The organism is Streptomyces olivoverticillatus, assembly GCF_014203555.1.
Taxonomy (GTDB): Bacteria; Actinomycetota; Actinomycetes; order Streptomycetales; family Streptomycetaceae; genus Streptomyces; species Streptomyces olivoverticillatus.
In genome coordinates this window covers 919,814-939,473 of record NZ_JACHJH010000002.1, presented here as the reverse complement: position 1 = coordinate 939,473, position 19,660 = coordinate 919,814, and the positions used below count along the sequence as shown (strand labels likewise).

The 19,660-nt window shown below is 72.8% G+C and carries 25 protein-coding genes; 7 read left to right on the top strand and 18 right to left on the bottom strand.

Features of this window, described 5'->3' with window-relative positions:
• Positions 1 to 180: 180 nt before the first annotated feature.
• The 9 genes from FHS39_RS09645 to hisI form a co-directional block, all read right to left on the bottom strand.
• Positions 181 to 963: a thioredoxin domain-containing protein gene (locus FHS39_RS09645; protein ID WP_184348341.1), complete on the bottom strand. Its 783-nt coding sequence runs from the start codon at positions 961 to 963 to the stop codon at positions 181 to 183.
• Positions 964 to 1,028: 65 nt separating this feature from the next.
• The gene (trpA, locus tag FHS39_RS09640; RefSeq protein WP_184348339.1) at positions 1,029 to 1,856 is read right to left on the bottom strand and encodes a tryptophan synthase subunit alpha; all 828 of its coding nucleotides are present in this window, start codon (positions 1,854 to 1,856) and stop codon (positions 1,029 to 1,031) included.
• The gene (gene trpB / locus FHS39_RS09635) at positions 1,856 to 3,100 is read right to left on the bottom strand and encodes a tryptophan synthase subunit beta (RefSeq protein WP_184348337.1); all 1,245 of its coding nucleotides are present in this window, start codon (positions 3,098 to 3,100) and stop codon (positions 1,856 to 1,858) included. The genes trpA and trpB overlap by 1 nt, the downstream gene beginning before the upstream one ends.
• Before the next feature lie 292 nt (positions 3,101 to 3,392).
• Positions 3,393 to 4,202, bottom strand: coding sequence for an indole-3-glycerol phosphate synthase TrpC (gene trpC / locus FHS39_RS09630; RefSeq protein WP_184348335.1), 810 nt, complete (start codon positions 4,200 to 4,202; stop codon positions 3,393 to 3,395).
• A gap of 139 nt (positions 4,203 to 4,341) precedes the next feature.
• Positions 4,342 to 4,749 carry a DUF2752 domain-containing protein gene (locus tag FHS39_RS09625; protein WP_425507759.1) on the bottom strand — a complete coding sequence of 136 codons (408 nt, stop codon included), beginning with the start codon at positions 4,747 to 4,749 and terminating at the stop codon, positions 4,342 to 4,344.
• Between the two features lie 98 nt (positions 4,750 to 4,847).
• The gene (locus FHS39_RS09620) at positions 4,848 to 5,087 is read right to left on the bottom strand and encodes an HGxxPAAW family protein (RefSeq protein WP_184348331.1); all 240 of its coding nucleotides are present in this window, start codon (positions 5,085 to 5,087) and stop codon (positions 4,848 to 4,850) included.
• Positions 5,088 to 5,232: 145 nt separating this feature from the next.
• Entirely contained in the window at positions 5,233 to 5,871 is a 639-nt protein-coding gene (locus FHS39_RS09615) for a TIGR02234 family membrane protein (protein WP_184348329.1), read from the bottom strand.
• 69 nt (positions 5,872 to 5,940) lie between these two features.
• The gene (locus tag FHS39_RS09610) at positions 5,941 to 7,470 is read right to left on the bottom strand and encodes an anthranilate synthase component I (protein WP_184348327.1); all 1,530 of its coding nucleotides are present in this window, start codon (positions 7,468 to 7,470) and stop codon (positions 5,941 to 5,943) included.
• A 10-nt stretch (positions 7,471 to 7,480) separates the two neighbouring features.
• Positions 7,481 to 7,849: a phosphoribosyl-AMP cyclohydrolase gene (gene hisI, locus FHS39_RS09605; protein WP_184348325.1), complete on the bottom strand. Its 369-nt coding sequence runs from the start codon at positions 7,847 to 7,849 to the stop codon at positions 7,481 to 7,483.
• 72 nt (positions 7,850 to 7,921) lie between these two features.
• Between hisI and FHS39_RS09600 the strand changes: the two genes are divergently transcribed.
• From FHS39_RS09600 to FHS39_RS09590, 3 genes are all read left to right on the top strand, one after another.
• Complete coding sequence (locus FHS39_RS09600) at positions 7,922 to 8,701, top strand: hypothetical protein (RefSeq protein WP_184348323.1); 780 nt, start codon at positions 7,922 to 7,924, stop codon at positions 8,699 to 8,701.
• Between the two features lie 66 nt (positions 8,702 to 8,767).
• On the top strand, positions 8,768 to 9,400 hold the full coding sequence (locus FHS39_RS09595) for a TIGR03085 family metal-binding protein (protein ID WP_184348321.1): 633 nt from the start codon (positions 8,768 to 8,770) through the stop codon (positions 9,398 to 9,400).
• Positions 9,401 to 9,442: 42 nt separating this feature from the next.
• Positions 9,443 to 9,982 (top strand): DoxX family protein, encoded by a 540-nt coding sequence (locus tag FHS39_RS09590; RefSeq protein ID WP_184348319.1) that lies wholly within the window; start codon positions 9,443 to 9,445, stop codon positions 9,980 to 9,982.
• A gap of 24 nt (positions 9,983 to 10,006) precedes the next feature.
• Here the strand turns inward: FHS39_RS09590 and hisF are convergent, their stop codons facing one another.
• From hisF to hisD, 8 genes are read right to left on the bottom strand one after another with little or no spacing between them, the layout of a single operon-like run.
• A complete protein-coding gene (gene hisF, locus FHS39_RS09585) occupies positions 10,007 to 10,762 on the bottom strand; it encodes an imidazole glycerol phosphate synthase subunit HisF (protein WP_184348317.1) in 756 nt (251 codons plus the stop codon).
• Positions 10,759 to 11,163: a RidA family protein gene (locus FHS39_RS09580; RefSeq protein WP_184348315.1), complete on the bottom strand. Its 405-nt coding sequence runs from the start codon at positions 11,161 to 11,163 to the stop codon at positions 10,759 to 10,761. The genes hisF and FHS39_RS09580 overlap by 4 nt, the downstream gene beginning before the upstream one ends.
• The gene (gene priA, locus FHS39_RS09575) at positions 11,160 to 11,885 is read right to left on the bottom strand and encodes a bifunctional 1-(5-phosphoribosyl)-5-((5-phosphoribosylamino)methylideneamino)imidazole-4-carboxamide isomerase/phosphoribosylanthranilate isomerase PriA (RefSeq protein ID WP_184348313.1); all 726 of its coding nucleotides are present in this window, start codon (positions 11,883 to 11,885) and stop codon (positions 11,160 to 11,162) included. Before priA ends, FHS39_RS09580 begins: the two co-directional genes overlap by 4 nt.
• Positions 11,885 to 12,535 carry an imidazole glycerol phosphate synthase subunit HisH gene (gene hisH / locus FHS39_RS09570; protein WP_184348311.1) on the bottom strand — a complete coding sequence of 217 codons (651 nt, stop codon included), beginning with the start codon at positions 12,533 to 12,535 and terminating at the stop codon, positions 11,885 to 11,887. The genes priA and hisH overlap by 1 nt, the downstream gene beginning before the upstream one ends.
• Entirely contained in the window at positions 12,532 to 12,699 is a 168-nt protein-coding gene (locus FHS39_RS09565) for a hypothetical protein (protein WP_184348309.1), read from the bottom strand. The genes hisH and FHS39_RS09565 overlap by 4 nt, the downstream gene beginning before the upstream one ends.
• Positions 12,696 to 13,289 (bottom strand): imidazoleglycerol-phosphate dehydratase HisB, encoded by a 594-nt coding sequence (gene hisB / locus FHS39_RS09560; RefSeq protein WP_184348307.1) that lies wholly within the window; start codon positions 13,287 to 13,289, stop codon positions 12,696 to 12,698. The genes FHS39_RS09565 and hisB overlap by 4 nt, the downstream gene beginning before the upstream one ends.
• Positions 13,286 to 14,392 carry a histidinol-phosphate transaminase gene (locus FHS39_RS09555; protein WP_184348305.1) on the bottom strand — a complete coding sequence of 369 codons (1,107 nt, stop codon included), beginning with the start codon at positions 14,390 to 14,392 and terminating at the stop codon, positions 13,286 to 13,288. Before FHS39_RS09555 ends, hisB begins: the two co-directional genes overlap by 4 nt.
• A 4-nt stretch (positions 14,393 to 14,396) precedes the next feature.
• Positions 14,397 to 15,740, bottom strand: coding sequence for a histidinol dehydrogenase (hisD, locus tag FHS39_RS09550; protein WP_184348303.1), 1,344 nt, complete (start codon positions 15,738 to 15,740; stop codon positions 14,397 to 14,399).
• Between the two features lie 183 nt (positions 15,741 to 15,923).
• On the opposite strand from hisD, the gene FHS39_RS09545 reads away from it, so the two are divergent.
• The 4 genes from FHS39_RS09545 to FHS39_RS26095 all read left to right on the top strand — a co-directional run bounded on the left by FHS39_RS09545 (position 15,924) and on the right by FHS39_RS26095 (position 18,992).
• Positions 15,924 to 17,528, top strand: a complete 1,605-nt coding sequence (locus FHS39_RS09545; RefSeq protein WP_184348301.1) for an oxidoreductase — start codon at positions 15,924 to 15,926, stop codon at positions 17,526 to 17,528.
• A 44-nt stretch (positions 17,529 to 17,572) separates the two neighbouring features.
• Positions 17,573 to 18,310, top strand: coding sequence for an LON peptidase substrate-binding domain-containing protein (locus tag FHS39_RS09540; RefSeq protein WP_184348299.1), 738 nt, complete (start codon positions 17,573 to 17,575; stop codon positions 18,308 to 18,310).
• A gap of 10 nt (positions 18,311 to 18,320) precedes the next feature.
• Positions 18,321 to 18,821, top strand: coding sequence for a Cys-tRNA(Pro) deacylase (gene ybaK / locus FHS39_RS09535; RefSeq protein ID WP_184348849.1), 501 nt, complete (start codon positions 18,321 to 18,323; stop codon positions 18,819 to 18,821).
• 96 nt (positions 18,822 to 18,917) lie between these two features.
• A complete protein-coding gene (locus tag FHS39_RS26095) occupies positions 18,918 to 18,992 on the top strand; it encodes a 50S ribosomal protein bL37 (protein WP_466319588.1) in 75 nt (24 codons plus the stop codon).
• A gap of 3 nt (positions 18,993 to 18,995) precedes the next feature.
• On the opposite strand, the gene FHS39_RS09530 is transcribed toward FHS39_RS26095, so the two are convergent.
• Positions 18,996 to 19,655: an ABC transporter permease gene (locus FHS39_RS09530; RefSeq protein ID WP_184348297.1), complete on the bottom strand. Its 660-nt coding sequence runs from the start codon at positions 19,653 to 19,655 to the stop codon at positions 18,996 to 18,998.
• Positions 19,656 to 19,660: the final 5 nt, after the last annotated feature.

Below are 19,660 nucleotides of genomic sequence, written 5' to 3'. Positions count from 1 at the left end.
ACAAACGCTATATAGCGTGAAAAACGCATGAGTATCCCCACGACATGAGTGAAAGCTTGTCATGTCTACAACCTCACGCGATCTTTACTCAAGTAAAGATGTAGGCATACCCGTGCGCGGCGTGGTGAAGGTGGTACCTCAGGGCACGAGGGACAGACCTAACTGTTCCGGACCCGACTCTCAGCCCTTCTGCGCCTCTGCCACCAGCTTGCGCAGCTTGTCCGGGGTGAGGGGGTTGTTCTGGTCGCCGTAGAGGCTCTTGCCGTTCAGCAGGATGGTGGGGGTCGCGCGGTAGGAGGAGGAGCCGAACGCCTCCTGGGACTTCTTCACCCAGCTGTCGTGCGTGCCGTCGTTCACACACTTCTCGAAGGCGGGGGTCTTCAGGCCCGCGACCTGGCCGGAGAGGTCGAGGAGGCGGGACTTCTTGCCGAAGGCGTCGTCGGTCTCCATCGGCTGGTTCTTGTAGAGCAGGTCGTGGTACTCGGCGAACTTCCCGGCGTCCTGGGCACAGGCCGCGGCGTTGGCCGCGTTGAGCGAGCCGGTGCCGCCGAGGTTCTTGTCGATCAGCGTGACCAGGTGGTACTCGGCCTTGAGCTCGCCCTTGCCCTCCAGGGAGTGGATGGTGTCCCGGAAGCCGTTCTCGAACTGGCCACAGCCGGGGCAGCGGAAGTCCTCGTAGACGGTGAGGGTGGCCTTGGCGGGGGTGGTGCCCACGGGGATCACCAGGTTGTCCTTGCCCATGGCGCCCTGGGGGGCCATGAGCGGGCCGGACGCCTGCTGCTTGCCGTGCTTGGCCGCGGTGGTGGCCCACAGCGCGATCCCGCCGCCGATGACGAGCACCCCGAGCACGGCGCCGCCCACCAGCAGCTGCCGTTTGACCTTGCCGCGCGCCTCTTCTTGCCGGCGCTGTTCCTGCAGCCGCTCGCGGGCGCTGCGCTTTCCGTCGCTGTTCTTCTGGCTCACGTCCCCGTACAACGAACCGGGGGTGCGCGGCAGCGCACCCCCGGCCGAGGTTTCCGTCGAATGAGTTACGCGTCGGCTCGACCGCGCGCCCGCACGCCTTCCGCGAGCTCGCCCGCGAGGGCGCGGACCGCGTCCAGGCCGGACTCCAGGTCGGGGGCGTCCAGCAGCCGCTTGACGAAGGCGGAGCCGACGATGACCCCGTCGGCGAAGGCGGCGACCTCGGCCGCCTGGGCGGGGTTGGAGACGCCGAGGCCGACGCAGACGGGCAGGTCGGTGACGGCGCGGGTGCGCTCCACCAGCTCCCGGGCCTCCTGGCCGACCGATTCGCGGGTGCCGGTGACGCCCATCAGGGAGGCCGCGTAGACGAAGCCGCTGCCCGCCGCCGTGATCTTGGCGAGGCGCTCGTCGCGGCTGCTGGGGGCGACCACGAACACGGTGGCCAGGCCGTGCTGTTCGGCTGCCTTCCGCCAGACCTCGGACTCCTCCACCGGCAGGTCGGGCAGGATGCAGCCCGCTCCCCCGGCGGCGGCCAGGTCGGCGGCGAACCGCTCGGTGCCGTAGCGGTCGACGGGGTTCCAGTAGGTCATGCAGAGCACCGGAGCGCCCGTCGCCTCATGGGCCTCGCGGACCGTGCGGATGACATCAGGGATCTTGATGCCGCCGCGCAGGGCGATGTCGTCGGCGGTCTGGATGACGGGGCCGTCCAGGACCGGGTCGCTGTGCGGCAGCCCGACCTCGACGACGTCGCAGCCGCCGTCCAGCATCGCCGTGATCGCCCGTACCCCGTCGGGGACGGTGGGGAACCCGGCGGGGAGGTAGCCGACGAGTGCGGCCCGGTTCTCCGCCTTGGCCACGGCCAGTACGGAGCTCAGCAGCTCGATGTTGCCCGCCATCACTTCGCCCCCTCGGCGCCGTCGTCGTAGAGCCCGAAGTAGCGGGCGGCCGTGTCCATGTCCTTGTCGCCGCGGCCGGAGAGGTTGACCAGGACGATGCCGTCCGGGCCCAGCTCCTTGCCGACGTCCAGCGCGCCCGCGAGCGCGTGTGCGCTCTCGATGGCCGGGATGATGCCCTCGGTGCGCGAGAGCAGGCGCAGCGCCTGCATGGCGGCGTCGTCGGTGACGGCGCGGTACTCGGCGCGGCCGATGTCCTTGAGGTAGGAGTGCTCGGGGCCGATGCCGGGGTAGTCCAGGCCCGCCGAGATCGAGTACGGCTCGGTGATCTGGCCGTCCTCGTCCTGCAGGACGTACGACCGCGAGCCGTGCAGGATGCCGGGCGTGCCCTGGGTGAGGGTGGCCGCGTGCTCGCCGGTCTCCACGCCGTGGCCGCCCGGCTCGCAGCCGATCAGGCGGACGCCCTCGTCGGGGAGGAAGGCGTGGAAGAGGCCGATGGCGTTGGAGCCGCCGCCGACGCAGGCCACGGCCGCGTCCGGCAGCCGGCCGGCGCGCTCCAGGATCTGGCGGCGCGCCTCGACGCCGATGACCCGGTGGAAGTCGCGGACCAGGGCCGGGAAGGGGTGGGGGCCGGCGACCGTGCCGAAGAGGTAGTGGGTGCGGTCGACGTTGGCGACCCAGTCGCGGAACGCCTCGTTGATGGCGTCCTTGAGGGTGCGGCTGCCGGACTTCACGGAGATGACCTCGGCGCCGAGCATCCGCATGCGGGCGACGTTGAGCGCCTGGCGCTGGGTGTCGACCTCGCCCATGTAGATGGTGCATTCGAGGCCGAAGAGGGCGCAGGCGGTGGCGGTGGCGACGCCGTGCTGGCCCGCGCCGGTCTCGGCGATGACGCGGGTCTTGCCCATGCGCTTGGTGAGCAGCGCCTGGCCCAGCACGTTGTTGATCTTGTGGGAGCCGGTGTGGTTGAGGTCCTCGCGCTTGAGGAAGACGCGGGCGCCGCCCGCGTGTTCGGCGAAGCGCCGCACCTCGGTCAGGGCGCTGGGGCGCCCGGTGTAGTTGACCATCAGGTCGCCCAGCTCGGCGGCGAAGGCGGGGTCCGCCTTCGCCTTCTCGTACTCGGCGGCGACCTCGTCGACGGCGGCGACGAGGGCCTCGGGGATGAACTTGCCGCCGAACGCGCCGAAGTAGCCGGATGCGTTCGGCACCCGGCCTTCGGGGTCGGGAACGAAGAATTCGGAGGACACGGACGTATCTCCTCGATGACGGATGAACGGAAACGGTGTTATCGGTGCCCGTTCCGTCGCCATCGGCGTCCGTTGACCTGCCCCGGCTCGCAGCCGATGTGGTACCGCACGCGGCGGCCGCGCACGCGCCGCGCCGGCGCGCGGCAGCCCCGGGGGCGGCATCCCCGGGCGAGGCCCGCGTAGGGCTCTTGGGCCGGCAGCCCGGCCGCGCGCACGCCGACGGGGGCTGGTCGCCCAGGGGACGGCAGCCCCGGGCCCCTGCGGCGGATGCGGCGGCGGGTCATCCGGGGCGTCAGCCCCGTCCGTGCCGCAGCGCCGGGTGGGCGCCGGCGGCGACCAGGTCGGCGACCGCGCCCTTCGGGTCGCGGCCGGTGACCAGGGACTCGCCCACCAGCACGGCGTCGGCGCCGTCGTTGGCGTAGGCGATCAGGTCGTGCGGGCCGCGCACCCCGGACTCGGCGATCTTGACGATGCCGTCGGGGATCTCGGGCGCGACCCGGGCGAAGGTGCCCCGGTCCACCTCGAGGGTCTTGAGGTTGCGGGCGTTGACGCCGATGATCCGCGCACCCGCGTCGACGGCGCGCTGGACCTCCTCCTCGTCGTGCACCTCGACCAGGGGGGTCAGGCCGATGGACTCGGCCCGCTCGATGAGGGAGACCAGCGCCTCCTGTTCGAGGGCCGCGACGATCAGCAGGGCCAGGTCGGCGCCGTAGGCGCGGGCCTCCCACAGCTGGTAGGAGGTGACGATGAAGTCCTTGCGCAGGATGGGGATGTCGACCCGGGCGCGGACGGCCTCCAGGTCGGCGAGCGAGCCACCGAAGCGCCGCTGCTCGGTGAGGACGCTGATGACGGACGCACCGCCCGCCTCGTAGTCCGCGGCGAGACCGGCCGGGTCGGCGATGGCGGCCAGCGCGCCCTTGGAGGGGCTGGACCGCTTGACCTCGCAGATCACGCCGACGTTCTCGCCGCGCAGGGCGGCCGCGCCGTCCTTGGCCTGGGGGGCCTTCGCCGCCCGCTCCTTGAGCTCGTCGAGGGTGACGCGCGCCTGCCGCTCCGCGAGGTCGGCACGGACTCCGTCGATGATCTCGTCGAGCACACTCACGCGAGCGGCCCCCTTCCGGACTCGGATGGTCTGGGCTGGTGCGGTGACCTCACCAGGCAATGCGATGGTACTTGCCGGAAGGCGAAGGTTTCGCATCCGGTTGACGCAGGTCCCGCCCTTCGGACCGGCGCGGGGAGGCTCACGGCGCGAGCGCCGGCCCGAAGGGCAGGTTCCGCACGACGGTGAAGAGCAGCACGAGCCCGCCCAGCGCCCACCACGCCGCTGCCCGCGCGGGCAGCGGCATGCCTCCGCCCCGGCGCGCCGCCCGGACCAGCCAGACGGCCCACAGCACGGCGAAGGCGGCGTACGCGGCGACCGCGAGCGCGTTGGCCCGCAGCGCCCCGGCGAGATCGCCGTGGGCGAGCGCGTACAGGCCCCGCAGGCCGCCGCAGCCGGGGCAGTACAGGCCCGTCCAGCGCAGCAGCGGGCAGGCGGGGTAGTGACCGGGCTCGTTGGGGTCGACGGCGCGGACGCAGAGCAGGGCCGCGGCCGGCACGGCGGCCACGCACAGCGGCGGCAGGAGGCGGCGCACCCGGGGCTCGGTCACAGGCCGAGTGTCCACCGCACAGCACGAAGGCGCAGCTCAGAGCCGCGTACGGGGGGCCGTACGGGTCCGGGCCGCGCCTTGGAGCGTTGAGGTGCGGGTCAGCTCTCGGCCCGCATCCGCACGGGGGCCTGGGGAGCCTGGCCGTAACCCATGGACCGCATGATCATGCCGACGACACCGCCGAGGGCGACCACGGCCATGCCCACCCAGAAGCCGACCGGCTTGGCCATCACGATGAAGGCGCCGGCGACACAGAAACCGATGAAGGCGATGACGACACCGGTCCAGGCGGCCACAGTGTGTCCGTGACCGTTGTGTCCGTGGCTGCTACCCGACATGAGTTTGACTCCTCGTTGCTGTATCGCGCCTGCGGGCGCAGAGATCACTCGCGGTCATTGTCCCCGACGCGCCGGTGCGGGATGGACCTGGGGTGGGCGTGTCCCGTCCTTCCCGGCGGGATGCGCGGGCCGGGGCGGGGGTGGTTCAGCCGCCGGTGGGGTCCTCACCGCGGTCGAGGGCCTTCCACAGCTCCTCGGGGCGGTCCGGGTCGGGGGCGGTGCGCGCCCGGCGCGGGCGGGGCGCGCCGTCGCGTTCGTAGCGGCCGGACATGGCGGGCCAGTGGCGGCCGTAGCGCAGGGCGAGCAGCCCGGCGAGGAAGAGCAGGACACCACCCACGGCGGCCGCCCACGGCCAGCCGGTGTGGCTGACGTGGTCGACGGCGGCCCTGGTCAGGCCGTTGACCTTGCCGGCCTTCTCCTCCAGCGCCGTGGTGTCGTGCACGCCCAGCAGCGCCGCCGCGACGACGCCCGCGCCGCTGAGGGCCAGCAGCGCGGCGACGAGCAGCCGCCCGGCGCGGCGCACGGCGAAGACGGCGACGAGCGCGGCGAGGCCCACGATGGCGAGGGCGCCGGGCAGGGCGGTGACGTCCTGCCCGCTGGCCTGCTGCGGAAGGGTGCCCTGGGCGACGTCGGCGGTGGCCTTCGACCAGGTGCGGCCCGCCGCGAGGAGGACGAGCGCGGCGCCCGCGGCGCCCAGCAGCAGAGCGGCGGCGACGCTGCGCCTCCCGCTGCGCGGTACGGGCTCGGTGTGGGTGCGGGGGTGGGGTACGGCTGCGCTGCTCACGGATACCACTATCCCTTGCCGTCGGGGCCGGGCGTGGCGCGGGGGTGCCCGGCGGGCACCCCCGGCCGCCTAGCCGATGCGGTTGGCCGCGTGCACCGCCCGCAGCACGGCTGCCGCCTTGTTGCGGCACTCGGCGTCCTCGGCCGCCGGGTCGGAATCGGCGACCACGCCCGCGCCCGCCTGGACGTAGGCGGTGCCCTCGCGGAGCACGGCGGTGCGGATGGCGATGGCGGTGTCGGAGTCCCCGGCGAAGTCGAGGTAGCCCACGCAGCCTCCGTAGAGGCCGCGGCGGGCCGGCTCCAGCTCCTCGATGATCTGCATGGCGCGGGGTTTGGGCGCGCCGGAGAGGGTGCCGGCGGGGAAGCAGGCGGTGAGCACGTCGAAGGCCGTGCGCCCCGGGGCCAGGCGCCCGGTGACGGTGGAGACGATGTGCATCACGTGGCTGTAGCGCTCGATGGACATGAAGTCGACGACCTCGACGCTGCCGGGCTCGCAGACCCGGCCGAGGTCGTTGCGGCCGAGGTCGACGAGCATCAGGTGCTCGGCGCGCTCCTTGGGGTCGGCCATCAGCTCCTCGGCGAGCGCGGCGTCGGCCTGCGGGGTGGCGCCGCGCGGGCGGGTGCCGGCGATGGGGTGCACCATCGCCTGCCCGTCCTCGACCTTGACCAGCGCCTCGGGGCTGGAGCCGACGACGTCGAACCCGTCGAAGCGCAGCAGGTACATGTAGGGGCTGGGGTTGGTGGCCCGCAGCACCCGGTAGACGTCGAGGGCGGAGGCGGTGCAGGGGGTCTCGAACCGCTGCGAGGGCACGACCTGGAAGGCCTCGCCCGCGCGGATGCGCTCCTTGATGTCCTCCACGGCCGCCATGTAGTCCGGGCCGCCCCAGCGGGCGGTGTACTCGGGCAGCTCGGAGGGGGGCAGGGCCGTGGGGTGGGCGGTCGCGGGCCGGTGCAGGTCGGCGGTCATGGCGTCGAGGCGGGCGACGGCGTCCGCGTAGGCCTCGTCGACGCCCGTTTCGAGGTCGTTGTGGTTGATCGCGTTGGCGATCAGCAGGACCGTGCCGTTCCAGTGGTCGAGGACGGCGAGGTCGGAGGTGAGCAGCATGGTCAGCTCGGGCAGGCCCAGCGTGTCGTCGCCGTGCTCGCCGATCTTCTCCAGGCGGCGGACGACGTCGTAGCCGAGGTAGCCCACCATGCCGCCGGTGAAGGGCGGCAGTCCGGTGCCCTCTATGAGGTCGCGCGGGGTGTGCAGGGCCTGCACGGTCTCGCGCAGGGCGTGCAGCGGGTCGCCGTCGGTGGGGACGCCGACGGGCGGGGTGCCGAGCCAGTGGGCCTGTCCTTCGCGGACGGTGAGGGTGGCGGCGCTGCGGACGCCCACGAAGGAGTAGCGGGACCAGGTCCGGCCGTTCTCCGCGGATTCCAGCAGGAAGGTGCCCGGCCGCTCGGCGGCGAGCTTGCGGTAGAGGCCCACGGGCGTGTCGCCGTCCGCAAGGAAGCGGCGGACGACCGGGATGACCCGGCGGTCCTTGGCGAGCATGCGGAAGGTCTCGGCGTCGGGGACGACTTCCCCGTGGGTGGCGGATGCGGACGTGGCGGCCATGGCGCGGAGCCTACTGGCCCAGGGGCAGCTGGTCGGAATCGAAACAGGTGCGCGTCCCGGTGTGGCAGGCCGGGCCGGTCTGGTCGACCTTGACGAGGAGGGTGTCCGCGTCGCAGTCCAGGGCCACGGACTTGACGAGCTGGACGTGTCCGGAGGTGTCGCCCTTGACCCAGTACTCGCTGCGGCTGCGGCTCCAGTAGGTGCAGCGGCCGGTGGTCAGCGTGCGATGGAGGGCCTCGTCGTCCATCCAGCCGAGCATGAGCACCTCGCCGGTGTCGTACTGCTGGGCGATGGCGGGGACCAGTCCGTCGGCGCTGCGCTTGAGGCGGGCGGCGATGGCGGGGTCGAGGGCGGAGGCGGGGCGGGCGTTGCCGGTCATGAGCCCCATTCTGCCCGGCGGTGGGGCATCCCCCCGACAAGGCTGTCAGAGCCATACGGCATGCTTCGGCCCATGAGCTCTCCGCCTCCACAGCAGCCCCCGCAACCGCCCGGCCAGGGCGGCGGCTTCGGTCCGCCGCAGGGATTCGGGCAACCCCAGGGCCCGTACGGGCAGCAGCCCGGCTACGGACAGCAGCAGCCCTACGGCGCGCCGGGCCCGTACGGCTACGGGCAGCCGCCGATGGGCCCGCCGCAGCCGCCGCGGACCAGCGGGGCGAAGGTCGCCGGGATCGTGGTCGCGTCGGTGCTGGTGGCGGGTGTGGCGGTCGGCGGTCTCGTCCTGGCCACCAAGGACGGCGGCGGCAGCAAGAAGGCCGCGGGGCCGTCGGCGAGCCCGTCGGTGCCCTCGTCGTCGTCCTCGTCGTCCTCGTCGCAGAGCCCCTCGCTGCCGTCGGGCTCGCCCACGGGCCCGATGTTCGACTCCCCCGCCCAGGTGCCGTACGTGGTGCTCAAGCCGGGCACCTGCTTCGACCACCCGAAGCTCGACCCTTCGGTGAAAAAGGTGGAGAAGCGCTCGTGCGACGAGCGGCACGACGGCGAGGTCATAACCAACGAGACCCTGAGCGGCACCTACACCGACAGCACCGACCTGGCCGAGAAGGTCAAGGGGATGTGCGAGGCGGATGTGACCAAGCGGCTGCAGGGCATCGCCGACGGCCATCAGTACTACTACTACGCGATCTTCCCGACCCTGGATGCGTACAAGCAGCTGGGCCAGAGCGAGGTCACCTGCTCGGTGAGCCGCAGCGCCGGTCCCGGTGGCGAGAAGATGACGGCGCCGTTGCCGAGCTGAGCGGGGCCCGTGGGGCGGGAGCGCGGCGCCGTGGCCTACGGGCGGCGCCGCCCGTAGGCTGACGCCATGTCAACCCATGCCCAGCGTGAACGTCTGCTCCTCGCCGATCTGTTGGAGACCGTGGGCCCCGACGCCCCGACCCTCTGCGACGACTGGCGGGCCCGGGATCTCGCCGCGCACGTGGTGGTGCGCGAGCGCCGGTCCGACGCGGCCGCCGGCGTGCTGTTCAAGCCGCTGGCGGCGCGGCTGGAGCGAGTACAGGCGGAGTTCGCCGCCAAGCCGTACGAGGAGCTGATCCAGCTCATCCGCACCGGGCCGCCCAGGCTGTCGCCGTTCGCGCTCAAGCAGGTGGACGAGGCGGCCAACACCGTCGAGTTCTATGTGCACACCGAGGACGTGCGGCGGGCCCAGCCGCAGTGGACGCCGCGCGAGGTGGACCCGGTCTTCGCCGACGCCCTGTGGAGCCGGCTGGAGCGCTCGGCCCGGATGCTGGGCCGCAAGTCGCCGGTGGGCCTGGTGCTGCGCCGGCCCGACGGCCGCACGGCGGTGGCCCACCGGGGCGCCCCCGTGGTCACGGCCACCGGGGAGCCCGGGGAGCTGACCCTGTTCCTCTTCGGCCGCCAGGACGCGGCCCGGGTGGAGCTGGACGGGGAGCAGGGCGCGCTTGCGAAGCTGCGGGGAGCGACACTGGGTATCTAGAGGCTCGGGAGCCGCTCTCTCTCCAGGGAAGAGGTGCCCACCATGGCTTTCCGCAGCAAGACCAACGCCTTCCTCGAGCCCGCGCACGCACCGCCTTGGATCGGTTACTCCGTGGGGCTGATGCTGCTGCGCATGATGGTCGGCATCATCATGATGGTGGCGGGCACGGGGAAGCTGTTCGGCTGGTTCGGCGGCATGGGCATCAACGGCACGGCGAAGGGCTTCACCGCGCTGGGCTACCCGGCGCCGAAGATGATGGCCGTCATCTGCGGGCTCAGCGAGGGGCTGGGCGGGGCGGGGCTGTTCGTCGGCCTGCTCACGCCGCTGGCCGCGGCGGCGGTGCTGGGGACGATGGTCAATGCACTCGGCGTCACGTGGGACAACGGATTCCTGCTGCCCAAGGGCGTGGAATTCACCCTTTTGGTGGCCATCTCGGCGACGGCGCTGGCGCTGACCGGGCCGGGAGAATACGCGCTGGACCGCTTTGTGCCGGGGCTGCGGGAGCACCGGGTGACGTATGGGGTGGGTGCGATTGCGCTGGCGTTGGTGACGGGGGCGGTTTTCTTGCTGATCCGGCACTAGGGCCGGATCAGCAGCGGTGCCTGCTTACCGCACCGGGTGCCCCGCCTCGCGCAGTGCGCCCTTGACGTCCCCGATGCGCAGGTCGCCGAAGTGGAAGACCGACGCGGCCAGGACAGCGTCCGCGCCCGCCTCGACCGCCGGGGCGAAGTGCTCCAGGCGGCCCGCGCCGCCGCTGGCGATGACCGGGACCCGGACGTGCGCGCGCACCGCCGTGATCATCTCCGTGTCGTAGCCGTCCTTCGTGCCGTCGGCGTCCATCGAGTTCAGCAGGATCTCCCCCGCGCCCAGCTCGGCCGCGCGGTGGGCCCATTCGACGGCGTCCAGGCCCGTGCCGCGCCGTCCGCCGTGCGTGGTCACCTCGAAGGAGCCGGACGGGGTACGGCGGGCGTCCACCGACAGCACCAGCACCTGGCGGCCGAACCGCTCGGCGATCTCGCGGATCAGATCCGGCCGCTCGATGGCCGCGGTGTTGACGCCGACCTTGTCGGCACCGGCGCGCAGCAGTTTGTCGACGTCCTCGGCGGTGCGCACGCCCCCGCCCACGGTCAGCGGGATGAAGACCTGCTCGGCGGTGCGGCGGACCACGTCGTAGGTGGTCTCGCGGTTGCCGGACGAGGCGGTGATGTCGAGGAAGGTCAGCTCGTCGGCGCCCTCCCGGCCGTAGAGCGCGGCCATTTCGACGGGGTCGCCCGCGTCGCGCAGGTTCTGGAAATTGACGCCCTTGACGACCCGGCCGTTGTCCACGTCCAGGCAGGGGATGACTCGCACGGCGAGGGTCACGCCGGTTCTCCTCCGAAAGCTTCTACTTCTACTTCGACCAGCACGCGCGAGTCGACGAACCCGGAGACCACGACCAGGGTGGCGGCGGGCCGCACCGCGTCGAAGAGCTCCTTGTGGGCGCGGCCGACCGCGTCCACGTCACGCGCGTGGGTGAGGTACATACGGGTGCGGATGACGTCCTCGGGGCCGAGCCCGAAGGGTTCGAGCGCCTGCAGCGCGTTGCCGAAGGCGGCCAGCGCCTGTTCGTAGGGGTCGCCCTCGCCGTGCAGCACGCCCGCCACCAGCGGCATCGTGCCGGCGACGATGACCCGGTCCCCGGCCGCCACGGCACGTGCGAAGCCGATCGACTCCTCCCAGGAGCTGTCTGTCTGCACACGCCGCGGGGCTCGGGTTTCGGTCATACGGACACTGCCTCCAGGGCCTCTTCCAAGGTGAACGCCTTGGCGTAGAGGGCCTTTCCGACGATGGCGCCTTCTACACCCTCCGGTACCAGGGTGGCGATCGCCCGCAGATCGTCAAGAGAGGAGACTCCACCGGAGGCCACGACGGGCTTGTCGGTGGCGGCGCAGACGTTCTTCAGCAGCTCCAGGTTGGGGCCCTGGAGCGTGCCGTCCTTGGCGATGTCGGTGACGACGTAGCGGGCGCAGCCCTCGGAGTCCAGGCGGGCCAGGGTCTCGTAGAGGTCGCCGCCGTCGCTGGTCCAGCCGCGGCCGCGCAGGGTGGTGCCGCGGACGTCCAGGCCGACGGCGATGCGGTCGCCGTGCTCGGCGATGACCTTGGCGACCCACTCGGGGGTCTCCAGGGCGGCGGTGCCGAGGTTGACGCGGGTGCAGCCGGTGGCGAGGGCGGCGGCGAGCGAGGCGTCGTCGCGGATGCCGCCGGAGAGCTCGACCTTGATGCCCATGGTGCGGACGATCTCCGCGACCTGCGCGCGGTTGTCGCCGGTGCCGAAGGCGGCGTCCAGGTCGACCAGGTGCAGCCATTCGGCGCCCGCCCGCTGCCAGGCGAGGGCGGCGGAGAGCGGGTCCCCGTAGGAGGTCTCGGAGCCGGACTCGCCGTGGACGAGGCGGACGGCCTGGCCGTCGCGGACGTCGACGGCGGGCAGCAGTTCAAGCGTGGGCATCAGAGCGTCTCGATCCAGTTGGTCAGCAGCGCCGCTCCCGCGTCGCCGGACTTCTCGGGGTGGAACTGGGTGGCCCACAGCGGCCCGTTCTCGACCGCCGCGACGAAGGGCTCGCCGTGCGTGGCCCAGGTGACCTTGGGGGCGCGGATGTTGGGGTTGCCGACCTCGAGCTGCCACTCGCGCACGGCATAGGAGTGCACGAAGTAGTAGCGGGCGTCCGCGTCCAGGCCGGCGAAGAGCCGGGAGCCCTCGGCCGGGGTGACGGTGTTCCAGCCCATGTGCGGGACGACGTCGGCCTTGAGCGGCTCGACGGTGCCGGGCCACTCGTCGAGGCCGTCGGTCTCCACGCCGTGCTCGATGCCGCGCTCGAAGAGGATCTGCATGCCGACGCAGATGCCCATCACCGGGCGGCCGCCGGACAGCCGGCGGCCGACGATCCAGTCGCCGCGGGCGGCGCGCAGCCCCTCCATGCAGGCGGCGAAGGCGCCGACGCCGGGGACGAGCAGGCCGTCGGCGTTCATGGCCGCATCGAAGTCGCGGGTGATCTCGACGTCCGCGCCGACGTGGGCGAGGGCGCGCTCGGCGGAGCGGACGTTACCGAAGCCGTAGTCGAAGACGACGACCTTCTTGGCGGGGGTGGCGGTGCTCATGCCCACAGCCCTTCCATGCGCAGGAGACCGGCGGTCAGGGACATCGCGGCGCCGATGCCGAGCAGCACGATCACGCTCTTGGGCATGCCCTGCTTGAGGAACGAGATGATGCCGCCCACCAGGAACAGCCCCACGACGATCAGTACGGTGGAGAGGCTGTTCACAGGGCGCCCTTCGTCGACGGGATGATTCCGGCGGCGCGCACGTCGCGCTCGCAGGCGTAGCGCAGGGCGCGGGCGAGCGCCTTGAACTGGCACTCCACGATGTGGTGGGCGTTGCGCCCGTACGGGACGTGGACGTGCAGGGCGATCTGGGCCTGGGCGACGAAGGACTCCAGGATGTGCCGGGTCATCGTGGTGTCGTACGTGCCGATCATCGGCGCCATGTTCTCGGGCTCGGTGTGCACGAGGTAGGGGCGGCCGGAGAGGTCCACGGTGACCTGGGCGAGGGACTCGTCCAGGGGGACGGTGCAGTTGCCGAACCGGTAGATGCCCACCTTGTCGCCGAGGGCCTGCTTGAAGGCGGCGCCCAGCGCGAGGGCGGTGTCCTCGATGGTGTGGTGGGTGTCGATGTGCAGGTCGCCGTCGGTCTTGACGGTGAGGTCGAACAGGCCGTGGCGGCCCAGCTGGTCGAGCATGTGGTCGTAGAAGCCGACCCCGGTCGACACGTCGACCTGTCCGGTGCCGTCGAGGTCTATCTCGACCAGGACGGAGGTCTCCTTGGTGGTGCGCTCGACGCGCCCAACGCGGCTCATGGGTTGTTCTCCTTGCGAATGGCGCGGACCGCGTCCAGGAACGCGTCGTTCTCCTGCGGGGTGCCCGCGGTGACCCGCAGCCACCCGGGTACGCCGTTGTCCCGTACCAGGACACCGTGGTCGAGGATGGCCTGCCAGGCGGCGTGGCTGTCGGGGAAGCGGCCGAACTGCACGAAGTTGGCGTCCGAGTCGGTCACCTCGCAGCCCATGGCGCGCAGCTCGGTGACGATGCGGTCGCGCTCGGCCTTGAGCTGTTCGACGTAGCCGAGCAGGGTGTCGGTGTGCTCCAGCGCGGCCAGTGCGGTGGCCTGGGTGACGGCCGAGAGGTGGTACGGCAGGCGGACCAGCTGGACGGCGTCGACCACGGCCGGGTCGGCGGCCAGGTAGCCCAGGCGCAGCCCGGCCGCGCCGAAGGCCTTGGACATGGTGCGGGAGACGACCAGGTTCGGGCGGCCCTCGATGAGTGGGAGCGGCGAGGGGTGGTGGCTGAACTCGCCGTACGCCTCGTCGAGCACCACCAGGGAGGGCTTCGCCGCCTGCGCCGCGTCGTACAGGCGCAGGACGGTTGCGGGGTCCACGGCCGTGCCGGTGGGGTTGTTGGGCGTGCAGATGAAAAGCACGTCGGGCCGGTGCTCGGCGATGGCGGCGACAGCCGCGTCGACGTCGATGGTGAAGTCGTCGCGGCGCGGGCCGGAGAGCCAGCCGGTGCCGGTGCCGCGCGAGATCAGCGCGTGCATGGAGTAGGAGGGCTCGAAGCCGAGGGCGGTGCGGCCGGGGCCGCCGAAGGTCTGCAGCAGCTGCTGGAGGACCTCGTTGGAGCCGTTGGCGGCCCAGACGTTCGCCTTGGTGACCTCGTGGCCCGCGGTACGGGTGAGGTAGGCGGCGAGTTCGGTGCGCAGCTCCACCGCGTCCCGGTCGGGGTAGCGGTTGAGGTGCCGGGCGGCCTCGGCGACGCGCTCGGCGATGCGGGCGACGAGGGGCTCGGGCAGCGGGTAGGGGTTCTCGTTGGTGTTCAGCCGGACGGGCACGTCGAGCTGGGGGGCGCCGTACGGGGACTTGCCGCGCAGTTCGTCCCGGATGGGGAGGTCGTCGATGCGGGTCACGTGCTTACGGAACCTTCCAGCCACTGCGACTTTTGGGTTCGCCTCCGGCAAAACGCGCCTTGACCGCCGCGCCGTGCGCCGGCAGGTCCTCGGCCTCGGCGAGCGTCACCACGTGCCCGGCGACCTCGGCGAGCGCGTCGCGGGTGTAGTCCACGACGTGGATGCCGCGCAGGAAGGACTGCACGGACAGGCCGGAGGAGTGGCAGGCGCAGCCGCCGGTGGGCAGCACGTGGTTGGAGCCCGCGCAGTAGTCGCCGAGCGAGACGGGCGCGTACGGGCCGACGAAGATCGCGCCCGCGTTGCGCACCCGGGCGGCGACGGCGGCGGCGTTCTCCGTCTGGATCTCCAGGTGTTCGGCGGCGTAGGCGTCGACGACCTTGAGGCCGTCGTCGATGCTGTCGACCAGGACGATCGCGGACTGCTTGCCGGCCAGGGCCGGGACGATCCGGTCCTCGGCGTGCTTGGCCGCGGCCACCTGGGTCTTGAGCTCGGCCTCGGTCGCCTCGGCGAGCTCGGGCGAGTCGGTGACGAGGACGGCGGCGGCCATCGGGTCGTGCTCGGCCTGGCTGATCATGTCGGCGGCGAGGTGCACCGGGTCCGCGGTCGCGTCCGCGAGGATCGCGATCTCGGTCGGGCCGGCCTCGGCGTCGATGCCGATGCGGCCCTTGAGCAGGCGCTTGGCGGCGGCGACGTAGATGTTGCCGGGGCCGGTGACGAGCTGGGCGGGGCGGCACTCGTCGGTGCCGTAGGCGAACATGGCGACGGCCTGGGCGCCCCCGGCCGCGTACACCTCGTCGACGCCCAGCAGCGCGCAGGCGGCCAGGATCGTGGGGTGCGGCAGGCCGCCGAAGTCCCTCTGCGGGGGCGAGGAGACGGCCAGCGAGGGCACGCCGGCCTCCTGGGCGGGGACCACGTTCATCACGACGGACGACGGGTAGACGGCGCGCCCGCCCGGGACGTACAGCCCGACGCGGTCGACGGGCACCCAGCGCTCGGTGACGGTGCCGCCGGGCACCACGGTGACGGTCTTGTCGGTGCGGCGCTGCTCGCGGTGGACCAGGCGGGCGCGGCGGACGGACTCCTCGAGGGCGGCCCGGACGGCCGGGTCGAGCTCGGCGAGGGCGCGGTCGAGGGCCTCGGCCGGGACCCGGACCTGGGTGATCTTCACACCGTCGAAGCGCTCCGCGTAGTCGATCAGGGCCGCGGTGCCGCGATGATGCACGTCGTCGCAGATGGGCCGCACCTTCTCCAGGGCGGCCTCGACGTCGAGCTCGGCACGGGGCAGCAGGTCGCGGTCGATGCCATTTTCCAGGGAGGCGTCGCCGCGCAGATCGATTCGGGAGATCACACGGCCAATTGTCTCAGACCCGTCCCGCCGCACGGCTCCCCGTACCACTCAGTGATACACGGCCAAAGAGTTGATCTTTGGCGGTCCGGACACCGACAATCGGCACCTCACGGCTGGTGTCCGGCCGGTCACAGGGGGAATGGGGCCCGTACGGGGCAGTACGGGTGACGGGAGGGGCATACCGTGACCGAGCCGCACGACGGCGAGCCGCCCGGCGGGCTCGACCTCACCACTGCCGAATGGGGCATGTGGCAGGCGTTCCGCACCGGCAGCACCCACGATCTGCGCACCCCCTATCCCGAGCGCAACGACCCCAGCGGGCCGCACGTGTGGGGGCCCGAGCGCAGTGTGCGCGCCGAGATCGTCGCCCTGCTGCTGCTGGACGGCCCGCCCGCGCTGCCGGGCCGGGTCGCGGCACTCAAGCTCAACGGCGTACGGATCACCGGCACCCTCGACTTATCCGGTGGCACCGTCGTCCCCTACGTCGAGCTGCACAACTGCCGCTTCGAGCAGCAGCTGCTGCTGCCCGAGAGCCACTTCACCACGCTGCGCCTGGTGGGCTGCGCCATCCCGCGCGTGGAGGCCGCCCGGATCAGCACCGAGGGCGATCTGCACCTGCCGCGCTGCGTCGTGCGGCACGGCATCCGGCTGACCGACGCGCATATAGGCACCGACCTGCTGCTCAACCAGCTGCTGGTGCGCCGGGACCGGCGCGGGGTGTCGATAGCCGCCGACGGGCTGACGGTCGGGCAGGACCTGCAGGCCGAGATGATGCGTTCGCACGGCGAGCTGAGCATGCGCGGCGCGACCATCGGCGCCTCGCTGAGCCTGCGCGGCTCCGCCCTGCACAACCGCTACGGCCGGCGCGCCCTCAACGCCCCGCAGCTCACCGTCGAGCGCACCCTCTACCTGACCGCGGCCGGCGTCAGCGGCGCCTCCTTCTCCGGCGGCGCCACTCCCCCGTACGGCATCGCCACGAGCACCCCCGAGCACGGCACCCGCGTGCAGCGCTTCGAGTGCCACGGCGGGGCCCGGCTGGACGACGGGCGGTTCGGGGACGCCGTCGACCTCAGCCAGGCGCAGTGGGTGATGGAGGCGGACCAGGAGCTGTCGCTGCGCCGCATCCAGACGCCCGAGCTGCGCTTCCTCGGCGAGCGGCAGCAGGGCGGCCGGGTGGTGCTGTCGGGGGCGCGGGTGGTCAACCTCGTCGACCGCTACGACAGCTGGCCGGGCCCCGGCGGCCTGGTGATGGCCGGGTTCGCCTACGAGAACCTGATACCGGTGGGCCACTTCCCGCTTGCCCGGCGCCTGGACTGGGTGGCGGCGGCCACGCCCGAGTACGCGCCCGAGCCGTACGAGCGCCTGGCGGGCGCGCTGCGCACCAGCGGCGAGGACGCGGAGGCCCGCGCGGTGCTGCTGGCCAAACAGCGCCGCAGACGCGAGACGCTGCCGCCGGCCGGGAAGGCCTGGGGCCATCTGCAGGACTGGACGGTGGCCTACGGCTACCGCCCCGGGCAGGCCGCCGTATGGATGGCGGTGCTGTGGGCGCTGGGCACCGTCTACTTCACCTGGCACCCGCTCCACCCGCTCAAGGAGGGCGAGGGGCCGGCCTGGAACCCCGAGCTGTACACCCTGGACCTGCTGCTGCCGGTCATCGACCTGGGCCAGGGCGGGGCCTGGCGGCCCACCGGGGCCGCCCAGTGGATCGTCGCCGCGCTGACCCTGCTCGGCTGGGTGCTGGCGACCACGGTGGCCGCCGGGGCCTCGCGGCTGCTGCGCCGCCAGTGAACGCACGGGCGCAGTGTCTGTATCGGCCATTAGGCTTACCGCCCGTGACCACCGCGCGCCTCCCGCTCTTTCCGCTGAACTCGGTGCTGTTCCCGGGCCTCGTGCTGCCGTTGAACGTCTTCGAGCAGCGGTACCGCGCGCTGATGCGCGACCTGTCGCAGCTGCCGGAGAGCGAGCCGCGCCGCTTCGGCGTGGTCGCCATCCGCGACGGCCACGAGGTGGCGCCCAGCTCCCCCGGGCTGCCCGAGGACGCCCGGCCGGAGCCGGGCCCGGCCTCCGGCTTCGGTGCCGACCCGCTGCGGGCCTTCCACTCCGTGGGGTGCGTGGCGGACGCGGCGGCCATCCGGCCGCAGCAGAACGGCACGTACGAGGTGCTGGCCACCGGCACCACCCGGTTCCGGCTGCTGTCCGTCGACGCCTCCGGCCCGTACCTGGTGGGCGAGGTCGAGGAGATCCCCGAACAGCAGGGCGAGGGTGCCGGGGCGCTCGCGTCCGGGGTGGTCCGGGCGTTCAGGGCGTACCAGAAGCGGCTGGCGGGGGCGGCCGAGCAGTCGCTGGCGGGCCAGGCGGACCTGCCGGGCGATCCGTCGGTGCTCTCCTATCTCGTCGCCGCGGCCGCCGTCCTGGACACCCCCGCCAAGCAGCGGCTGCTCCAGGCCCCGGACACCGCCTCCCGGCTGACGGAGGAGCTGCGGCTGCTGCGCGCGGAGACGGCCGTGATGAGCAAGTTGCCGTCGCTGCCCGCGGTGGACATCACCCGGCGGCCGACGAGCCCCAACTGAGCGAAGGCACCTGGTGAAGAAGTCCAAGAAGCAGCAGTCCGGCTCCACCCCCGCGATCACCGCCCTGGAGAAGGCGGGCACGGACTTCACCGTGCACGCCTACGAGCACGACCCGGCGGCCCCCTCCTACGGCGAAGAGGCCGCGCAGGCCCTGGGCGTGGCCCCGGAGCGGGTCTTCAAGACGCTCGTCGCCGACGTGGACGGCGCGCTGACCGTCGCCGTCGTCCCGGTCTCCGGTTCGCTGGACCTCAAGGCGCTGGCCGCGGCGGTGGGCGGCAAGCGGGCCGCGATGGCCGACCCGGCGGCCGCCGAGCGCACCACCGGCTACGTCCGCGGCGGGATCTCCCCGCTGGGCCAGCGCAAGCGGCTGCCGACCGCGCTGGACGCCTCCGCGCGCAACCACCCGACCATCTGTGTGTCGGCAGGCCGCCGGGGCCTGGAGGTCGAGCTCTCCCCCGCCGACCTGGCCGCACTCACCGGTGCCGTCGTCGCGCCGATCGCCCGCGGCTGAGCCTTGGCCCGTGCCGGGGCTGGACGGCCGTCCGCCCTTCAAGTACGACCGAGGGGCGGGCCGCCGTACGCGCGTCCCGTACAGGGAGGGACGCCCATGTCGAAGCGCACCCGCAAGCGCCGCTGGCGGCTGAAGAAGGGCCGGGCCAACCACGGACGCCGGCCGGCGTAACCGCTACTCCTGCGTGTCGGGGGCCTCGGGGCCGGGCCAGTGCGGCACGGGCTCGGGGTCCCGCGGGCCGAACAGTGCGGTCAGTCCCAGGTGCACGGCCATGGCCGCCAGCGGCCACGCCAGCAGGACGCCCTTCGCCCCGATCCGCAGCGGGGCGTCGAAGACCACGCCCTGGCCCACCGCCTTGGCGTGCGCGACCACGTCCGAGGTCGGGCCGAGCCGGATGCCCAGCCGCCAGCCGATCACGGAGGCGGCCAGCGAGCCCGCGGCGAGGGCGACGACCAGCGCGATGCCGCCGCTGCGCCGCAGCAGGAAGACCGCACCGGCACTGAGCGCCCCGAAAGCCAGCCCGAGGATCGCGAACCAGCCGTCCGCGCCGATGGCCTGCTCGCCCTCGGTGTTCTTGAGGTAGACGGCCTTGCCGTCGGAGATCAGCGGCACCCTCGGGGCCAGCCATGCCCACAGCAGCCCCAGCAGCACCCCGGCCGCCGCGACCGCCACCGCGATGAGCACGGACCGCGCGATCTCGGCGGTCAGGGCGGGGGCGGGCTGCCCGGACTTGCCGGGCCGCTCCTGCGCGTCGTGCGCGCTCTCGCTCCCGGGCCCGGTGGGCGCGTCGTCGGATTCGGAGGGCTTGCCGTGCGGCGTCAGCGGTGCGGTCACCCCGC

Coding starts and splice junctions, on each gene's coding strand:
- FHS39_RS09600 (WP_184348323.1), top strand. CDS start 7,922: ATGAGCTCTCCGCCTCCACAGCAGCCCCCGCAACCGCCCGGCCAGGGC.
- hisB (WP_184348307.1), bottom strand. CDS start 13,289: ATGAGCCGCGTTGGGCGCGTCGAGCGCACCACCAAGGAGACCTCCGTC.
- trpA (WP_184348339.1), bottom strand. CDS start 1,856: ATGGCGGGCAACATCGAGCTGCTGAGCTCCGTACTGGCCGTGGCCAAG.
- FHS39_RS09580 (WP_184348315.1), bottom strand. CDS start 11,163: ATGACCGAAACCCGAGCCCCGCGGCGTGTGCAGACAGACAGCTCCTGG.
- FHS39_RS09610 (WP_184348327.1), bottom strand. CDS start 7,470: ATGGCCGCCACGTCCGCATCCGCCACCCACGGGGAAGTCGTCCCCGAC.
- FHS39_RS09595 (WP_184348321.1), top strand. CDS start 8,768: ATGTCAACCCATGCCCAGCGTGAACGTCTGCTCCTCGCCGATCTGTTG.
- FHS39_RS09590 (WP_184348319.1), top strand. CDS start 9,443: ATGGCTTTCCGCAGCAAGACCAACGCCTTCCTCGAGCCCGCGCACGCA.
- hisH (WP_184348311.1), bottom strand. CDS start 12,535: ATGAGCACCGCCACCCCCGCCAAGAAGGTCGTCGTCTTCGACTACGGC.
- FHS39_RS09620 (WP_184348331.1), bottom strand. CDS start 5,087: ATGTCGGGTAGCAGCCACGGACACAACGGTCACGGACACACTGTGGCC.
- priA (WP_184348313.1), bottom strand. CDS start 11,885: ATGCCCACGCTTGAACTGCTGCCCGCCGTCGACGTCCGCGACGGCCAG.
- hisI (WP_184348325.1), bottom strand. CDS start 7,849: ATGACCGGCAACGCCCGCCCCGCCTCCGCCCTCGACCCCGCCATCGCC.